The sequence below is a fragment of the Enterococcus wangshanyuanii genome (assembly GCF_002197645.1).
Taxonomy (GTDB): Bacteria; Bacillota; Bacilli; order Lactobacillales; family Enterococcaceae; genus Enterococcus_L; species Enterococcus_L wangshanyuanii.
On record NZ_CP021874.1, the window covers coordinates 50,807 to 67,613 of the forward strand.

Consider the following 16,807-nt stretch of genomic DNA (forward strand, 5'->3'; position numbering starts at 1 on the left):
TTTTTTTTGAGATCAAATGTTTAACATTTTCTCAAAGACAGATAGCGGCATGTTGAAAAGCTTTCATTGATACGCCCGGAATGTTATAATTAGTCAAATGCTTTTAAAGGGGCGCTGTAAAATGGCTGATAATTTACAATTAGTAATAATCACTGGGATGAGCGGAGCAGGTAAAACTGTCGCTATTCAAAGCTTTGAAGATATGGGGTATTTTTGTATTGATAATATGCCGCCAAGTCTGATTCCAAAATTTTGGGAATTGATCAAGGAATCAGGAAAAGTAACGAAAATCGCTTTAGTGATCGATCTACGTTCGCGTAATTTCTTTAGAGAAATTCAGGATATGCTGGTCGAACTTGAAAATACGAATTTGATCGATACGACGATCATGTTTTTAGATGCAACAGATGAAGAATTAGTTTCGCGCTATAAAGAAACTAGACGTGCTCATCCGTTAGCGATGGATGGCTTGGTCACTGAAGGGATCAGAAAAGAACGTGCGATCCTGGAAGAAATCAGAGGAGATGCTCAGGTTGTCATTGATACAACAGATCTTTCGCCAAGACAATTAAGAGAGCGAATCAATGAAGAATTTAAGACACGAGATACACATGGTTTTCGTGTGGAGATGGTATCGTTTGGGTTTAAATATGGTCTGCCGATCGATGCTGATATTGTAATGGATGTTCGCTTTTTGCCAAATCCTCACTATATACCAGAGTTGAGACCACTGACTGGGCAAGATAAATCTGTTTACGACTATGTCATGAGTTTTCCAGAGACAGAGGAATTTTATACTCGCTTCATCGATCTATTGAAACACGTGATGCCTGGCTATGAAAAAGAAGGTAAATCAAGTATCACTATCGCAATCGGCTGTACTGGCGGACAACATCGTTCAGTTGCTTTGACTGAAAGAGTTGGTGATGAGCTTGGTAAGGAGTATCATGTGAACATCACGCATCGTGATAAAGGAAAACGGAAAGAGACGGTGAATCGCTCATGAAAATGAAAACGTACCGGATCAGAAAGCCTAAGATCGTTGTTGTCGGTGGTGGTACTGGGCTGCCTGTTATTTTAAAAAGCTTGAGAAATCAAAGCGCGGATATCACTGCTGTTGTAACAGTTGCTGATGATGGAGGCAGTAGTGGTGAAATTCGTGAATCAATGAATTTGACTCCACCCGGTGATTTGCGTAATGTGTTGGTTGCTTTATCAGATATGCCGCAATTGTATGAAGATATCTTTCAGTATCGTTTTGATAAATCAGATAAATATTTTGCAAATCATGCCATCGGTAATTTGATTATTGCTGCCGTTTCTGAAATGCGTGGCAGTACGTATGAAGCGATTCAATTGTTGTCAAAAATGATGCATGTGGATGGACATATTTTTCCTTCGTCAGAAAGACCATTGACCTTACATGCTGTTTTCAAAGATGGAACAGTAGCAGTTGGTGAGTCGAACATTGCCGTCGATCGAAAAACGATCGATTATGTTTTTGTGACCAATACAAATGACGATGAACAGCCGAAAGCCGCTCGAAAAGTAGTGAAAGCGATCGAAGAAGCAGACATGATCGTTTTAGGTCCTGGAAGTCTATTTACGAGTATTTTGCCTAATCTGGTGATCAGTGAAATTGGAGATGCGATTATCAACGCAGAAGGAGAAGTCGTTTACATTTGCAATATCATGACACAAAAAGGTGAAACAGAGCACTTTACGGATGCAGACCATATTTGTGTATTACACGATCATCTCAAAAGTAAGTTTATTGACACTGTTTTAGTCAATACAGAAAAAGTACCAGATGGGTATATGGATCCGGAAGTTTACGATGAGTATCTTGTTCAAGTCGAACATGACTTTCAAAAATTAAGATCAGAAGGCTGCCGAGTGATTTCAACTGACTTTTTGAAGTTAAGGGATGGCGGCGTTTTCCATGATGGAGATAAGGTAGTCGACGAATTGTTCCGTATCGTTTTCGGAGCAAGGTATTAAAAGGTAAAAAGAGAGGGGGAAAGAAAAATGTCTTTTGCCTCAGATGTAAAAAAGGAACTAACGACTTTAGAGGTTCATCGAGAACATGCTAGAGCAGAACTTGCCGCATTGATTCGGATGAATGGATCATTAAGCATCGTGAATCAACAATTTGTCTTAAATGTTCAGACAGAAAATGCTGCGATCGCAAGACGTATTTATTCTCTTTTAAAGGATCATTATGATGTTCGATCGGAATTGCTTGTTCGGAAAAAAATGAAATTAAAGAAAAATAATGTCTATATTGTTCGTTTAAAACAGGGAACTAAAGATGTTCTAGCCGACTTAGATATTTTGGATGGAATGATGTTTAATACGCATGTATCAGATGAGATCATGGGAAATGCTCAAAAGATGAGATCCTATTTGCGTGGCGCCTTCATGGCTTCAGGCTCAGTCAATAATCCTGAAACGAGTCGTTATCATTTGGAAATATTTTCTATTTATGAAGAACATAATGAAGATATTTGTCAGATGTTGAATTATTATGATTTGAATGCACGAACATTAGAAAGAAGAAACGGTTATATTTCTTATTTAAAAGGGGCAGAGCGGATCGCTGATTTTTTAACATTGATCGGTGCGACGAATTCGATGTTAAAATTTGAAGACGTCCGAATTGTACGAGATATGCGCAATTCTGTTAATCGTTTGGTCAATTGCGAAACAGCGAACTTAAATAAAACGATCGACGCCGCATCAAAACAAATTGAGAATATCCAGTATATTGAAAGCGTCGTAGGGTTGACCGCTTTACCGGAAAAATTGCAGGAGATTGCTGAATTACGTTTAGAATATCCAGAAGTCAGTCTGAAAGAACTCGGTGAAATGATTCCTTCCGGAGCCATTTCAAAGTCTGGAATCAATCATCGAATCAGAAAAATCAATGAATTTGCTGAAAAGCTTAGAGAAAAAAGTGCATAACTACAAAGTTCCTTGTTCTAAAAAAATAGAAATCAGGTGAATGTGATGGGTGTTGAGGACAAAGATTTTATTATGCGGCAAATCAAACAATTAGGTGAAGGTTTAGGAGAGTTTTTGGGCAAAGAAGACGTAGATAAAATCTTGAATTTTAGTGAAGATGCTCAAAAAGAGACCGAAGATTCACTCACTGAGAAGGAAGCGAAGAACAAAAAAGAGACAAAGCCAAAATAGCTTTGTCTTTTTTTTGTTAATTGCCTTCAATATAGCGGATCAGTTCTTCTTTCGTAACAGATTCATCAAAGATATGTTCACCAATAACGATTGTTGGAACAAATTTGATATTAGCTGCATTTGCTTCAGCGATCACAGCATCGATCATCTCAGGGTTTTTCTTTTCAGCTAGCTGCAGATTATCTTGTGCAAAGACCGCAACATCGGCTAAAGAAAGATGACCCCATTGATCTTGAGTGTCATACATTTGTTTTAAGCTAAGTAATCCTTTTTCAGGCATAGTATAGTCAATATGATGATGCATCACATTTCCAGGCTGTAAGGTTTCTTTCTCTTTATCGAACAGCTTGATAATACGCTGAACTTTCCCTTCTTTGACGTAACCTTCCAATAGCTCAAAAGACTCTTCAAACCATTTTTTACAGTAAGGACAACGCACGTTCATAAATTCGACCATTTTTACGGGAGCGGTCTCTTTCCCGATAACTAAACCATTTTCCGTGGTAACTTTTGTTGCATCAATAATTGAAATATCCATTTTTATACATCCCTTCATTTCTTTACTTCTAGTGTAGCGCTTTTCAGTCAGAGTTTAAATAAAAATGCCCAAAATTCTGAAAAGAATTTTGGGCATGGGAATCAAATTTTTAGCTTAATGCACTACTATTTTCCATTACTTCATCGATCAAGCCATATTCTTTTGCTTGTTGAGCGGTCATAAAATTATCACGGTCTGTATCGCGTTCGATGACTTCTAAAGGTTGACCAGTACGTTCAGCCAAGATTTTGTTCAAACGATCGCGAGTGTCTAAGATGTGTTTTGCAGCGATTTCGATTTCTGTTGCTTGTCCTTGTGCTCCACCAAGCGGTTGATGAATCATGATTTCAGCGTTAGGTAAGGCAAAACGTTTGCCTTTTTGTCCAGCAGTTAGCAGGAAGCTGCCCATAGATGCAGCCATTCCAAGAACGATCGTTTGGACATCAGCTTTAACAAAATTCATGGTATCAAAAATTGCTAAGCCAGCTGAAACACTTCCTCCAGGAGAATTGATGTAAATGTAAATATCTTTTTCAGAGTCTTGCGCATCCAAAAATAATAATTGAGCAATAACTGAGTTGGCTACATTATCATCGATCGGACCACTTAACATGATGATTCTATCTTTTAATAATCGTGAATAAATATCATAAGCTCTTTCTCCACGAGATGACTGTTCAATGACTGTTGGTATTAAGTTCATAGTATATTCCTCCTATATAAAAAGCTCTTCAAATCATTTTATCACAAAGCATACTTGAATGCTTAAAAAAAGTATACTTTATTGGTCAAAAAAGGTCAACTTAAACGAACCAAAAAAATAGAAGGTAGAAACGTTGAGTCAGGTTTCTGCCTTCTACTGTTATTATTCTCAAAATAAATATTATGAAGTGACAACAATGTTGCCGTTTTGGTCTGCAGGCTTCAATAGAGTCATGATTGCAGTGAAGAAAGCAATAAGAGCTGGAATACCAGTCCAACTGAAAACAAGATACATGATGCCTTTTCCAGAAAAACCAGAGTAGAATTTATGAGCATCGATCCAGCCTAAGAAAAATGCTAATATGAAATAAATCCATTTATTGACTACTCTACCTTGTTGTACATAACCGCCCACTGATTGAGTATTATTGTTTTCATTGACAATATTGATGTTGATTTTGTCTTGCAGATTTTCTGTATTCGTTTCAAAAAGAATTGTAAAAATTTAAGTAAATGACTCCTTTTCATTTTTTTGTTCTATGTTTTTACGCTTGTGAAAGAGTATGTTATACTAAAAAAGCAAGTAAAGAAGAGTGAGGGGATTCGGATGGTTGTTTTTATCGCAGGCATAACAGGCGTATTAGTTGGCGCAGTGATCGTGTCGATCAGCGTTGCTTTACGAGTGACGTTTGAGGAACGAAAAGCAGCACGTTATCGTGAGCTGGAACATTTCGTCAAAGAAATCGAAACATTGAATCTTTTGAACAAAAAAATCAATGAAATTTTGCAAAAGAGAGACATATATGTTGATAAATCGGTCAATTTTATTTCCATGGATGATTGCTACATCAGTATTGACGATTTTATTTATTTAGAATCTTTTTCTGCTCAAAACAATTTCTATCTTCCTACGTATTTAGTCGAAGAATTTTTTAAGAAGATTGCGCACAGAAAAGTTATTCTGACACCTGATGAGGTGATTTCAATGGGCGGCAGCACGTATAAAGGTGGGAAGCTTATTTTAGAAACATTCTCTGAAGAGCTGATGACGATCATTGAAGATAAAAAAAGACAGATGAGACGTTTGTCGCACAAACCGCTGTATTATTTCCAAAAGAGCTAAAAAGCCCGTACCTTAAGTGAAAGGTACGGATTTTTTTATTTATAAAACATAAAGTCGGAAAACAGTAACAAACATTTTTGGAATTTTCTGACTTTTTTCACTATTTTTTATTGACAATCTCATTTATTAGGTTTATAGTTAACAAAAGCTTGTATTTATCACATTGAATTTTAATCTTTATAGATTTTAAACGAGGAGACCATTGCCATGAAAAAAACAAACAACAACCACGTATTAGTCATTATTTTATCGTGAAGGACTTAGAACACTGAGAAATTTTGCAGATGTTTGAGTCCTGTTTGTCTTTGGTAGATGGGATTCTTACTAAGACATCCCATTCATTATGATTGGGATGTTTTTTTGGTAGGAAGTATTGTAAAGACGATAACTGAATTGAATTGGAGTGGATGAACAATGCGTAGTGATCAAATAAAAAAAGGAATCGAAGCAGCACCAGCTAGAAGTTTGCTGTATGCAACAGGTCAGGTAAAAAATGCTAGAGATATGGAGAAACCATTTATTGCAATTTGTAATTCGTATATTGATATAGTACCTGGGCATGTTCATCTAAGAGAATTAGCAGATGTTGCCAAAGAAGCGATTCGTGAAGCAGGAGGGATTCCCTTTGAGTTCAACACGATCGGGGTTGATGATGGAATTGCGATGGGCCATATTGGTATGCGCTATTCGTTACCAAGTAGGGAGATCATTGCTGATGCAGCGGAGACAGTGATCAATGCCCATTGGTTTGACGGTGTTTTCTATATTCCTAATTGCGACAAGATCACGCCGGGCATGTTGATGGCTAGTGTTCGAACGAATGTCCCAGCGATTTTTTGCTCCGGCGGTCCTATGAAAGCTGGTGTTGATCCTAGAGGACATACGACAACCTTATCTTCAATGTTTGAAGCAGTCGGTACTTTCAAAGAAGGAAAAATGACTGCAGAAGAATTTAAATTTATGGAAGAAAATGCATGCCCGACTTGTGGGTCATGTGCTGGAATGTTTACAGCAAATTCAATGAACTGCTTGATGGAAGTCCTAGGATTAGCACTTCCAGGGAACGGGACGATTTTAGCAGTTTCTGACGAACGAAGAGAATTGGTTAGAAAATCAGCCTTTCATCTGATGGATTTGGTCAAAAAGCAAATCAAACCAAGAGATATCGTGACTAAAGAAGCAATCGATGATGCATTTGCTTTAGATATGGCGATGGGTGGATCAACGAATACCGTGCTGCATACATTAGCGATCGCAAATGAAGCAGAAATTGATTACAACTTAGAAGAAGTCAACGAAATCGCCAAACGAGTTCCGTATCTTTCAAAAATTGCTCCTTCTTCTGCTTATTCCATGCACGATGTACATGAAGCTGGAGGAGTACCAGCGATCATGAAAGAACTAGTTGATTTAGGCAATGCAATTCATCCAGATAGAATCACGGTAACAGGAAAAACGATCAGAGAAAATGTTCAAGATGCAGTGATCAAGAATGAAGAAGTCATCCATCCTAAAGAAAATCCATATAGCCCAGTCGGTGGGTTATCGATCCTTTACGGAAATATCGCACCGAAAGGCAGTGTCATCAAAGTTGGCGGAGTTGATCCATCGATCAAGAAATTTGTTGGTAAAGCGATCTGTTTCAGCTCTCATGATGAAGCGGTTGAAGCAATCGATAATCATACAGTGAAAAAAGGCCATGTGGTCGTTATTCGCTATGAAGGACCCAAAGGTGGACCGGGAATGCCGGAGATGTTAGCGCCAACTTCAAGTATTGTTGGACGAGGCTTAGGCAAAGATGTTGCGCTGATCACCGATGGTCGATTCTCAGGTGCTACACGAGGGATTGCTGTAGGACACATCTCCCCTGAAGCAGCAGCAGGCGGACCGATTGCTTTGATCGAAGATGGGGATGAAATTGAGATAGATTTGACCAACCGAACACTGGAACTGCATGTTTCCGATGAAGAAATGGCTAGGCGGAACGATCATTTGCCGAAATTTAAAGCGAAAGTAAAAACAGGATACTTAGCTCGCTATACGGCATTAGTCACTTCAGCTCATACAGGAGGCATCATGCAGATTCCAGAAGATTTGCTAGACTAGAGGAGGGACGTTCATGGCAGAACAACAGAAAAAAATGAAAAGCGGCTCAAAGATTTTGATCGATGCGTTGTTGAAGCAAAAGGTAGAAATGATTTTTGGTTATCCGGGTGGTGCTGTTCTTCCTCTATATGATGCTTTATATGATGGGGATATTCCTCATATTTTGACAAGACATGAGCAAGGGGCAGTTCATGCAGCAGAAGGCTATGCAAAAGCAACAGGCAAACCAGGAGTGGTTGTAGTGACAAGCGGACCTGGGGCAACGAATGCGATTACGGGGATCGCGGATGCAATGAGTGACTCGATCCCAATGGTCGTTTTTACCGGACAGGTGATCACTGATGGTATTGGCAAGGATGCGTTTCAAGAAGCAGATGTCATTGGTTTAACGATGCCGATCACGAAAAACAATTATCAAGTTCGTGATACAAAAGAACTTCCAAGAATCATTGAAGAAGCTTTTCACATTGCAACCACAGGTAGAAAAGGCCCAGTTGTGATCGATTTACCAAAAGATATGACTGTAATGGAGGCGGAAGCCGATATTGATGTCAAACTTCACTTACCAAGCTATCAGCCAACGGTCAAGCCAAATAAACTACAAGTGAAGAAATTAATGGAAGCATTAGCTGTTGCTAAAAAGCCTTTAGTACTTGTAGGAGCAGGTGTTCTGCATGCAGATGCTGGAAAAGAGTTGGTTGAATTCATCACTAAGTATCAGTTGCCAGCGTTGAGTTCTTTACTTGGATTAGGAGCGATTCCGACGGAGCAAGAGTTGTTCTTAGGAATGGGTGGGATGCATGGCTCTTTTGCAGCAAATATGGCCTTAACTGATTGTGATTTATTGATTAACATTGGGTCACGTTTTGATGACCGATTAGCAAGTGCACCGAAAGAATTCGCTTCAAATGCAATAATTGCACATGTAGATATCGATCCAGCTGAAATAGGAAAAATCATTGATACACAAATTCCGATCGTGGCTGATGCTAAAGAAACCTTGAAGGAGATGTTAAAGATCGATGTAGCATGTGTCGGTTGGAATGATTGGAACAAACTGAATCTTTCAAGAAAAAAATTGCATCCATTTAAGTACGATAAAGAACAAGACACAGAAATAAAACCACAAAAAGTAATTGAGTTCATTGGTGAGTTAACAAAAGGAGAAGCGATCGTTGCGACAGATGTTGGACAACATCAAATGTGGGCAGCCCAATTCTATCCATTCAAAAATGAAAAGCAGTTAGTTACAAGTGGGGGTCTTGGAACTATGGGCTACGGCGTTCCTGCGGCAATTGGCGCAAAATTAGGTTGTCCGGATAAAGAAGTTGTTCTATTTGTTGGTGACGGAGGCTTCCAAATGACGAATCAAGAATTAGCTATTTTAAATGAATATAATATTCCGATAAAAATCGTCATTTTAAATAATCAGTCACTGGGGATGGTTCGTCAGTGGCAAGAAAGCTTTTTCAATAATCGCCGTTCAGAGTCTGTTTTTTCCAGTCAGCCTGATTTTGTAAAAATGGCTGAAGCGTACCATATCAAAGGTGTTAGAATCGATGATCCAAAAACGTTGGAGATGGCACTGACAGAAGCCTTCAATGAAACTGGACCAATACTTATCGAAGTAATGGTTTCTCCAACAGAACATGTGCTGCCGATGGTTCCTGCTGGAAAAGCGAACTATCAGATGTTGGGGGTGGAGTAAATGAGGCGTATTATTACTGCAACAGTTAATAATAATTCTGGTGTGTTGAATCGGTTTAGCGGAGTGCTGACCCGTAGACAGGTGAATATTGACAGTATTTCAGTTGGACCAACAGAACAAGAACACGTTTCGAGAATAACGATTGTTGTTCAGGTCGCGGACTTAAATGAAAGTGAACAGGTCACAAAACAATTAAACAAACAGATTGATGTAATCAAAGTTTCTGATATCACAGATGAGGCTCATTTAGAAAGAGAGCTGGCACTGGTCAAAGTCAATGCACCAGCAGCAGTTCGGGCAGAATTATTCTCAGTTATCGATCCATTTCGGGCGAATGTTATTGATGTAGGGACACGTTCAGTGGTGATCCAAGTTACTGGTACCAGTGAAAAAATCAGTGCATTTGTTGATGTCGTAGCACCTTATGGAATCAAACAGTTGGCACGAACGGGTGTGACAGGGTTTACAAGAGGAAATAATTAAAAAAGGGTTTAAAGCATACGCTTATAAGCATAAAAAATTTGGAGGGTTCAACATGGCAAAAGTATATTATGATAATTCAGTAGAAACAAATCAATTAGAAGGAAAGACGATCGCAATCATCGGCTACGGTTCTCAAGGACATGCCCATGCGCAAAATCTAAGAGATAATGGGAATCAAGTGATCATCGGGATTCGTGAAGGTAAATCAGCAGAAGCAGCTCGTAACGATGGATTTGATGTATTTCCAGTAGCAGAAGCATCTAAAAAAGCAGATGTTGTGATGATCTTAGCACCGGATGAAATCCAAGGAGATCTTTATGACAATGAGATTGCACCAAACTTAGAAGCAGGGAATGCTTTAGCGTTTGGACATGGCTTCAATATTCATTTTGATGTAATCGCACCACCCAAAGATGTGGATGTTTTCTTAGTTGCTCCTAAGGGACCAGGTCATCTTGTTCGTCGGACATTTACAGAAGGCTTTGCTGTACCTGCATTGTTTGCAGTTTATCAAGATGCATCTGGTAAGGCTAGTGATGTTGCATTATCTTATGCTAAAGGTATCGGCGCAACGCGTGTAGGGGTCCTTGAAACAACCTTTAAAGAAGAAACTGAAACAGATTTGTTTGGTGAACAAGCAGTATTATGCGGTGGTTTAACTAGTCTGATCGAAGCAGGCTTTGAAACGTTGACAGAAGCAGGCTACCAACCAGAATTAGCTTACTTTGAAGTGTGTCATGAATTAAAATTGATCGTAGATCTTATTTATGAAGGCGGATTTGAAAAAATGCGTAACTCGATCTCTAACACTGCGGAATATGGAGATTATGTTTCAGGTCCACGCGTGGTTACAGCTGAAGCAAAAGCAAATATGAAAGATGTTTTGACAGATATTCAAAATGGCAAATTTGCGAAAGGCTTTATCGATGATAACAAAAATGGTTTTAAAGAATTCAATCAAATGCGTAAAGAAAATGCTGGACATCCAATTGAAAAAGTTGGAGCAGAGCTACGTAAAATGATGCCTTTTGTTTCTAGAGAAGATTAATAGGTAGTTATAGGTAGTAACTGGATCAAGGCTGAGAAAATAGCAACTATTTTTCTCAGCCTTTCTGGTTACATGAAAGGTAGTGAAACAGTTGGTACAGTTAACGAGAGAAAAAATAGAAGACGCTTATCATACATTAAAAGAAGTCGTAACTGAAACACCATTACAATACGATATCTACTTATCGCAAAAATACAAGTGTAATGTTTATCTGAAAAGAGAAGATTTGCAAAAGGTTCGATCTTTCAAACTACGTGGTGCTTATTATGCGATCAAACAAACACCACAAGAAATGCTAAAAAATGGTGTTGTTTGTGCGAGTGCTGGCAATCATGCGCAAGGTGTTGCATATACATGTCGAGAAATGAACGTTCCAGCAACGATTTTTATGCCGACAACAACACCCCAACAAAAAATTTCTCAAGTGAAGTTTTTTGGAGGCGATGAGGTAACTGTCCAATTGATTGGAGATACTTTTGATTCCTCAGCAGCGGCGGCGAAAGAATTTGCAAAGGCTAATGATCAAGCTTTTATCGATCCATTTAATGATCTAAATATCATGGCTGGGCAAGGAACGGTTGCAGTTGAAGTTTTTAAAGAAGCAAAAGAAGCAGAAGTTCAAGTTGATTATTTACTGTCAGCGATTGGCGGTGGCGGTTTAGTCAGTGGTGTCTCTACATATACAAAAGCTGTAAGTCCAATGACTGAAGTGATCGGTGTAGAACCTCTCGGCGCTCAATCGATGAAAGCAGCCTTTGATAAAGGGGAGCCGGTCATGCTGGAACAAATCGAAAAATTTGTTGATGGAGCGGCAGTAAAACAAGTAGGCGAACTGACCTATGCACATGCATTGGACTATGTAGATAGATTACTGGCTATCGATGAGGGACAAGTTTGTACAACGATTTTAGAGCTATACACCAAACAAGCGATCGTAGTTGAACCAGCTGGCGCATTAAGTGTTTCTGCATTAGAACATATCAAAGAAGAAATCAAAGGAAAAACAGTGGTCTGTATTATCAGTGGCGGCAACAATGACATCAATCGCATGGAAGAAATCGAAGAGCGTTCATTGATTTTTGAAGGATTGAAACATTATTTTGTCATTAACTTTCCTCAACGGCCTGGAGCATTAAGAGAGTTTGTAACGGATATTTTAGGTCCTGATGATGATATCACTCGTTTTGAGTATACAAAAAAGGTGAATCGTGGAACGGGGCCAGTAATTTTGGGTATTCTTTTAAAAGAAAAAGAAGAGTTACCTAATTTATTAAAGAAAATGGCTACCTTTGATCCGAATTACATTGATTTGAGTGATAATCCATCTTTATATGCACTACTTGTTTAGAAAAAATTGTTTTTATATTTGGAATATTTGTTATTTTATTTTGTGTTTTTAGTAAATAAATCCGAAAATAATATGAGTAGAAATTGACATCATTTATCAGAACATAACCTGATAAATGAGTCATTTTTTTTTTCAAAAATAAATATCTAAAATTTGATTAAAAATGTAGAAAAATGAAGAGAGAGTCCTTGCCATTTCCTCCGAAAGAACGTATATTTAACTTACTACATTAAATCAGTCAAAAACATCGACTGTCAATGAGCATGAGCCAGATAGAAAATCATTTTCACTTCATTCGATCACCTTTTTGATCAAACCAGAATTATTTTTTCTATCATTCGTCATTTTTATTATCATGTCTCTTTGTTAAACATTACTCGAAATACCAAAATAGAATATTAGTAAAGTTGGAATATAAATGAATATTAATAAAAGGTTAGAAGATCGCCGTTATATCACCGGATTTGATGGGATTCGGACACTAGCGGTTATTGGCGTGATTCTTTATCACTTGTTCCCAAATATAATGCATGGGGGCTATTTAGGTGTCCCTATTTTTTTTGCTGTCTCAGGTTATTTGATTACTGACCTGCTGAGGCAGGAATGGCTTCAGACCGATACGATCGATGTCAAGGGTTTTTATATTCGGCGGATGAAGCGGCTTTACCCGGGCTTGATTGCTATGTTGATCCTATCATCAGCCTATATCGTTCTTTTCCAAAAAGATTTACTGAATAATTTGCGCAGTGTTTTTGCCAGTAGCGTATTTTATTACAATAACTGGTGGCAGATTTTTAAAGGTTTTTCTTATTTTGATCGTTTTGCTACACAATCTCCTTTTACCCACATTTGGTCATTAGCTGTTGAAGCACAGAATTATCTTGTTTGGCCGTTGTTATTTATTGTCTTAAAAAAGTACGTGAAACACAGCGGTAAGATTTTTGCGTTGATCATGGGTGCGACCGTTATTTCTGGTTTGTTGATGGCAGTTTTGTTCACACCAGGATCGGACCCGACAAGAGTTTATTACGGAACGGATACGCGATTATTTTCGATTTTAATGGGGAGTGGGTTGGCTTTCGTTTGGCCAAGCTATCGTCTGAAAGAAGAAATTCCTGCTAAAGCAAGGAATTTATTGAATGGCGTAGGGATTGCTTCATTAGTTGTTTTATCAGCTTCGTTTTTGTTTTTGGCAGATCGTTATTCTTTTGTCTATTACGGCGGGATGTTTATTGTCAGTATTTTTGCTACACTTTTAGTAGCAGTTACGGCTCATCCAGGAGCTGATGTCAATCGTTGGCTGACAAATCCGGTTTTTACTTGGATCGGTAAAAGAAGCTATGGAATCTACTTGTATCAGTTTCCAGTGATGATTTTTTACGAAGCAAAAATCAAAAATCTTAGTGACCATGTTTTATTGCACTCATTGATTGAGCTAGCATTGATTTTAGGTATCAGCGAGCTTTCTTATCGTTTTATCGAAAAACCTTTAGGCAAATTTTATTATAAGTATACGTGGTTTGCAATCAAAGATTTCTTTAAAAAACCTTGGTTTACATCAGCTAAAATCACAACGGTCATCTGTACAGTCTTCACTTGTTTTGCTTTATACGGATTGGCAATCGCACCGTCTAACGAAGTAACTGCTGATCAAAAGCAGCTACAAAAAACGATTGAAGAAAATAAGAAAAAAGCAGAAGAACGTAAAGCAGCAGAGAAAGCGAAAAACGAAGGAAAAACAACTGAGTCTACAGAGCAGTCAGCGAAAGCGCCAGAAATAAATGTCGATTTGACAGCGGAAGAAATCAAAAAAGCACAAGGGATGGAGATCACTGCTTTTGGGGATTCAGTCGTACTTGATGCGGCAGCTGGACTACAGGAAATTTTTCCCAAAATAATTGTTGACGGTGAAGTGGGAAGACAATTATATGAAAGTGCTCCGACGATTCAAAAATTGGATAAAGATAAATTATTAAAAGACAATGTTTTGGTTGGGCTTGGGACGAATGGCTCCTTTACTGAAGCACAGTTTGATGAATTTATGACAGCGATCGGTACGAAACGAAAAGTTTATTGGATCAATGTTCGCGTGCCAACACGTAGATGGCAAAACGAAGTCAATACGATGTTGGATAACATGAAAACAAAATATAAGAATTTAACGGTTATCGATTGGTATAACTATAGTAACGCACATGAAGACTGGTTTTATGAAGACCGGGTTCATCCTAATGTTGATGGACAAGTCAAATATTCAAACTTCATTGCAAAAGAAATTCTGAAATAATCTTAAAAGGATCTGGACGATGACGAAAAAGTCAATGTTCAGATTCTTTGCCATTTTTCACTGTTTTCAATGTATAATATAAAAGAGGACAGAATGAAGGAGGAAAAAAATGATGTTGTGGTCAATTAAAACAGAGATTCCTAAAGTTCAAGAATACTTAAATTTACGTAAAAATGGAGGTCTATCCCCTCGAGGAGAGCAAGCAAGTGAACTAGGATTAAAGAATAGCTTGTTTTCAATTTGTATTAGAGAAGACGAAACTGGACAGTTAGTTGGTATGGGCCGAATCGTAGGTGATGGTGGGACAAGCTATCAGATTGTTGATATTGTTGTCCATCCTAAATATCAGAAACAAGGTTTGGGAAAACGGATCATGGAAAATCTGATGGTTTATATAAACGAAAAATGCGATCCGCTAGCCTATGTCAATTTAATTGCGGACGTACCAGCCAATAAATTATATGAACAATTTGGATTTGTTGAAACAAGCCCGTCAAGTGTGGGTATGTATTTAAAACGAAAAAAGTGAAAAGTTGAATTACGAATAAAAAGATGATATTCATTTTAGGCCATTACTGATATGTGAGCAGCTGAGAATTATAGTGAAAAGAAAGTGTAAAAATAAAGAGATGAAACGAACTGTCGATCAGTTCGTTTCATCTCTTTATTTATGATAAGACTAATTGATAGGCGAAACGTTCTCCATTAGGTGCTGCTAATAGAATATCACCCTGGTATGAGAAACCAGCTTTTTTTATTAGCTGCTGCATGGCTTGATTTTTAGGATGGGTATCGATTCTAATATCTAGGTGGCCATCCAATCTTGCTGCAGAAATCAGCAGATTCATCAAGGTCAATGCCAAACCTCTTCCTTGATAATCTTGATGGAGAGCTACTCGATGGATAGTGGCATAAGCTGGTGTGATATCCTGCCAGCTACCGTTTCTTATTTGTTCATATGGAAGTTCTTTATCTGTAGATATAACTCCTAGACCGACAATCATTTGATCGACGATCAGGACATAACATTGACCTAAAGAAATATCTAAAGTCAATTGCTTTTCATTTGGGCCTTCGCCGTTTTGCCATTGCGGAATTTCTTGTTCTGCTAAAAGCTGCCTTGCACCTGCAATGATTTTCATAAGCTCAGGCAAATCAGCAGACTGCGCATATCTTAGATACGTCGTCATAGTCTCAGCCTTTCTTTATAAATTTCAGCGGATCTTCAAAGAATTTTCAGGTTTCAGCTGGTAAATTTTTGAAGGGCGTCCAATTCCTACAGGACGCTCGCCAATTTCCTCAAAATGATGAAGCATCGCTTTTTTAAAGTTTGAGTGATCGATCGTTTTATAATCAACTCCGGAAAATTTGGCGAATACTTTACGTGCTTCAGTAATTGTAAAATCTTTTCCCAGCACTTGTAAAACTTGCGGATCGTGTTCCATTTTATTTGAGACACGATTAAATGCTTTCAAAATAATGTCACTATGGTCAAAAGCTAGTGTATCTTTGCCATTTGAAGCACCTGTTTTCAGATCTAGAATAATTTCTACACTGCCATTCGTCAATGAAAGAAGATCTGCACTACGCTCCATTGTAAACCAGCGTACTTCTTTTGCATCATCCCCTGCAATCAATGGTTCTTCTCCAATAAATGCTAAATAGCTGACAGTGACGACCCAACCGCGTGGATCACGATCGGGTCTGCTGAAACTATGGAGCTGCTCAATATTTTCTTTAGAGATGACAACTCCTGTTTCCTCAGTCGTTTCACGCAGTACACTTTCACCTGTAGACTCATTTCGATTAACAAATCCTCCAGGCAGTGCCCATGAATTTCGGTAAGGGTGGCCTTTTCTTTTTATCAGCAATATTTTTAATTGATCTTCTTCTTTGTTATAACACATCAAAACAATATCTACAGTCAGAGAAGGCTTTTCATATTCAGGAAGTTCTTGTTGATGATACCAATTTAAAAATTCAGCCTCACTAGCGTGTTGCTCATAGTATTGTTTTTCTTCTTCCCTAGAATTAAATTGCGCCAAATCACTCATCCTCTCTAAATTAGATAAAAGTACTTTTTACTTTATTGTATCATTATCAACAAGAAAAACAACTAAAGACTGGTGATTGATAAAAAATAAAGTGCTTAAATTTTTGCGTATCTTTATCAAGAAGAAAAAAATGAGAATTAAGAAGGCGAAGGAGTAAAAAGAATGCATAACGAACAAGGACTTAAAACAACGATTACCAAATTTCAGACCATCGA

17 protein-coding genes are annotated in these 16,807 nt (G+C 38.0%); 12 read left to right on the plus strand and 5 right to left on the minus strand.

Annotation, left to right across the window (positions count from 1 at the left end):
- The first annotated feature begins 121 nt into the window (after positions 1-121).
- The 4 genes from rapZ to CC204_RS00255 are packed head-to-tail and all read left to right on the plus strand — an operon-like array spanning position 122 to position 3,195.
- Positions 122-1,006 (plus strand): RNase adapter RapZ, encoded by an 885-nt coding sequence (gene rapZ / locus CC204_RS00240; RefSeq protein WP_088268220.1) that lies wholly within the window; start codon positions 122-124, stop codon positions 1,004-1,006.
- Entirely contained in the window at positions 1,003-2,001 is a 999-nt protein-coding gene (locus tag CC204_RS00245; protein ID WP_162288306.1) for a gluconeogenesis factor YvcK family protein, read from the plus strand. The genes rapZ and CC204_RS00245 overlap by 4 nt, the downstream gene beginning before the upstream one ends.
- 27 nt (positions 2,002-2,028) lie before the next feature.
- Positions 2,029-2,964, plus strand: coding sequence for a DNA-binding protein WhiA (gene whiA, locus CC204_RS00250; RefSeq protein WP_088268222.1), 936 nt, complete (start codon positions 2,029-2,031; stop codon positions 2,962-2,964).
- Between the two features lie 45 nt (positions 2,965-3,009).
- Entirely contained in the window at positions 3,010-3,195 is a 186-nt protein-coding gene (locus tag CC204_RS00255) for a hypothetical protein (RefSeq protein ID WP_088268224.1), read from the plus strand.
- A gap of 16 nt (positions 3,196-3,211) precedes the next feature.
- Here CC204_RS00255 and CC204_RS00260 read toward each other — a convergent pair whose 3' ends face one another.
- The 3 genes from CC204_RS00260 to CC204_RS00270 all read right to left on the minus strand — a co-directional run bounded on the left by CC204_RS00260 (position 3,212) and on the right by CC204_RS00270 (position 4,850).
- A complete protein-coding gene (locus CC204_RS00260; protein ID WP_088268226.1) occupies positions 3,212-3,733 on the minus strand; it encodes a DsbA family protein in 522 nt (173 codons plus the stop codon).
- Between the two features lie 109 nt (positions 3,734-3,842).
- The gene (clpP, locus tag CC204_RS00265; RefSeq protein WP_087639577.1) at positions 3,843-4,436 is read right to left on the minus strand and encodes an ATP-dependent Clp endopeptidase proteolytic subunit ClpP; all 594 of its coding nucleotides are present in this window, start codon (positions 4,434-4,436) and stop codon (positions 3,843-3,845) included.
- 180 nt (positions 4,437-4,616) lie between these two features.
- Positions 4,617-4,850, minus strand: coding sequence for a TM2 domain-containing protein (locus CC204_RS00270; RefSeq protein WP_088268228.1), 234 nt, complete (start codon positions 4,848-4,850; stop codon positions 4,617-4,619).
- 192 nt (positions 4,851-5,042) lie between these two features.
- Between CC204_RS00270 and CC204_RS00275 the strand changes: the two genes are divergently transcribed.
- The 8 genes from CC204_RS00275 (at position 5,043) to CC204_RS00310 (ending at position 15,067) form a co-directional block, all read left to right on the plus strand.
- Complete coding sequence (locus CC204_RS00275; protein ID WP_088268230.1) at positions 5,043-5,558, plus strand: hypothetical protein; 516 nt, start codon at positions 5,043-5,045, stop codon at positions 5,556-5,558.
- Between the two features lie 414 nt (positions 5,559-5,972).
- Complete coding sequence (gene ilvD / locus CC204_RS00280) at positions 5,973-7,664, plus strand: dihydroxy-acid dehydratase (protein ID WP_088268232.1); 1,692 nt, start codon at positions 5,973-5,975, stop codon at positions 7,662-7,664.
- A 13-nt stretch (positions 7,665-7,677) separates the two neighbouring features.
- Positions 7,678-9,372, plus strand: coding sequence for a biosynthetic-type acetolactate synthase large subunit (gene ilvB, locus CC204_RS00285; protein ID WP_088268234.1), 1,695 nt, complete (start codon positions 7,678-7,680; stop codon positions 9,370-9,372).
- Positions 9,373-9,855 carry an acetolactate synthase small subunit gene (gene ilvN, locus CC204_RS00290; RefSeq protein ID WP_087639582.1) on the plus strand — a complete coding sequence of 161 codons (483 nt, stop codon included), beginning with the start codon at positions 9,373-9,375 and terminating at the stop codon, positions 9,853-9,855.
- Between the two features lie 52 nt (positions 9,856-9,907).
- Complete coding sequence (ilvC, locus tag CC204_RS00295) at positions 9,908-10,903, plus strand: ketol-acid reductoisomerase (RefSeq protein ID WP_088268236.1); 996 nt, start codon at positions 9,908-9,910, stop codon at positions 10,901-10,903.
- A gap of 91 nt (positions 10,904-10,994) precedes the next feature.
- Positions 10,995-12,251, plus strand: coding sequence for a threonine ammonia-lyase IlvA (ilvA, locus tag CC204_RS00300; RefSeq protein WP_088268238.1), 1,257 nt, complete (start codon positions 10,995-10,997; stop codon positions 12,249-12,251).
- 418 nt (positions 12,252-12,669) lie between these two features.
- Positions 12,670-14,538, plus strand: a complete 1,869-nt coding sequence (locus CC204_RS00305; RefSeq protein WP_088268240.1) for an acyltransferase family protein — start codon at positions 12,670-12,672, stop codon at positions 14,536-14,538.
- A 109-nt stretch (positions 14,539-14,647) separates the two neighbouring features.
- Positions 14,648-15,067 carry a GNAT family N-acetyltransferase gene (locus tag CC204_RS00310; RefSeq protein ID WP_088268242.1) on the plus strand — a complete coding sequence of 140 codons (420 nt, stop codon included), beginning with the start codon at positions 14,648-14,650 and terminating at the stop codon, positions 15,065-15,067.
- 139 nt (positions 15,068-15,206) lie between these two features.
- On the opposite strand, the gene CC204_RS00315 is transcribed toward CC204_RS00310, so the two are convergent.
- The gene (locus CC204_RS00315) at positions 15,207-15,728 is read right to left on the minus strand and encodes a GNAT family N-acetyltransferase (RefSeq protein WP_088268244.1); all 522 of its coding nucleotides are present in this window, start codon (positions 15,726-15,728) and stop codon (positions 15,207-15,209) included.
- A 24-nt stretch (positions 15,729-15,752) separates the two neighbouring features.
- Positions 15,753-16,592: an NUDIX domain-containing protein gene (locus tag CC204_RS00320; protein ID WP_373285282.1), complete on the minus strand. Its 840-nt coding sequence runs from the start codon at positions 16,590-16,592 to the stop codon at positions 15,753-15,755.
- Positions 16,593-16,807 lie beyond the last annotated feature (215 nt).

What these genes read in the sequence shown, in the direction of transcription:
- rapZ (WP_088268220.1), top strand. Translation starts at nt 122, where the DNA reads ATGGCTGATAATTTACAATTAGTAATAATCACTGGGATGAGCGGAGCA.
- CC204_RS00245 (WP_162288306.1), top strand. Translation starts at nt 1,003, where the DNA reads ATGAAAATGAAAACGTACCGGATCAGAAAGCCTAAGATCGTTGTTGTC.
- whiA (WP_088268222.1), top strand. Translation starts at nt 2,029, where the DNA reads ATGTCTTTTGCCTCAGATGTAAAAAAGGAACTAACGACTTTAGAGGTT.
- CC204_RS00255 (WP_088268224.1), top strand. Translation starts at nt 3,010, where the DNA reads ATGGGTGTTGAGGACAAAGATTTTATTATGCGGCAAATCAAACAATTA.
- CC204_RS00260 (WP_088268226.1), bottom strand. Translation starts at nt 3,733, where the DNA reads ATGGATATTTCAATTATTGATGCAACAAAAGTTACCACGGAAAATGGT.
- clpP (WP_087639577.1), bottom strand. Translation starts at nt 4,436, where the DNA reads ATGAACTTAATACCAACAGTCATTGAACAGTCATCTCGTGGAGAAAGA.
- CC204_RS00275 (WP_088268230.1), top strand. Translation starts at nt 5,043, where the DNA reads ATGGTTGTTTTTATCGCAGGCATAACAGGCGTATTAGTTGGCGCAGTG.
- ilvD (WP_088268232.1), top strand. Translation starts at nt 5,973, where the DNA reads ATGCGTAGTGATCAAATAAAAAAAGGAATCGAAGCAGCACCAGCTAGA.
- ilvB (WP_088268234.1), top strand. Translation starts at nt 7,678, where the DNA reads ATGGCAGAACAACAGAAAAAAATGAAAAGCGGCTCAAAGATTTTGATC.
- ilvN (WP_087639582.1), top strand. Translation starts at nt 9,373, where the DNA reads ATGAGGCGTATTATTACTGCAACAGTTAATAATAATTCTGGTGTGTTG.
- ilvC (WP_088268236.1), top strand. Translation starts at nt 9,908, where the DNA reads ATGGCAAAAGTATATTATGATAATTCAGTAGAAACAAATCAATTAGAA.
- CC204_RS00305 (WP_088268240.1), top strand. Translation starts at nt 12,670, where the DNA reads ATGAATATTAATAAAAGGTTAGAAGATCGCCGTTATATCACCGGATTT.
- CC204_RS00310 (WP_088268242.1), top strand. Translation starts at nt 14,648, where the DNA reads ATGATGTTGTGGTCAATTAAAACAGAGATTCCTAAAGTTCAAGAATAC.
- CC204_RS00315 (WP_088268244.1), bottom strand. Translation starts at nt 15,728, where the DNA reads ATGACGACGTATCTAAGATATGCGCAGTCTGCTGATTTGCCTGAGCTT.
- CC204_RS00320 (WP_373285282.1), bottom strand. Translation starts at nt 16,592, where the DNA reads ATGAGTGATTTGGCGCAATTTAATTCTAGGGAAGAAGAAAAACAATAC.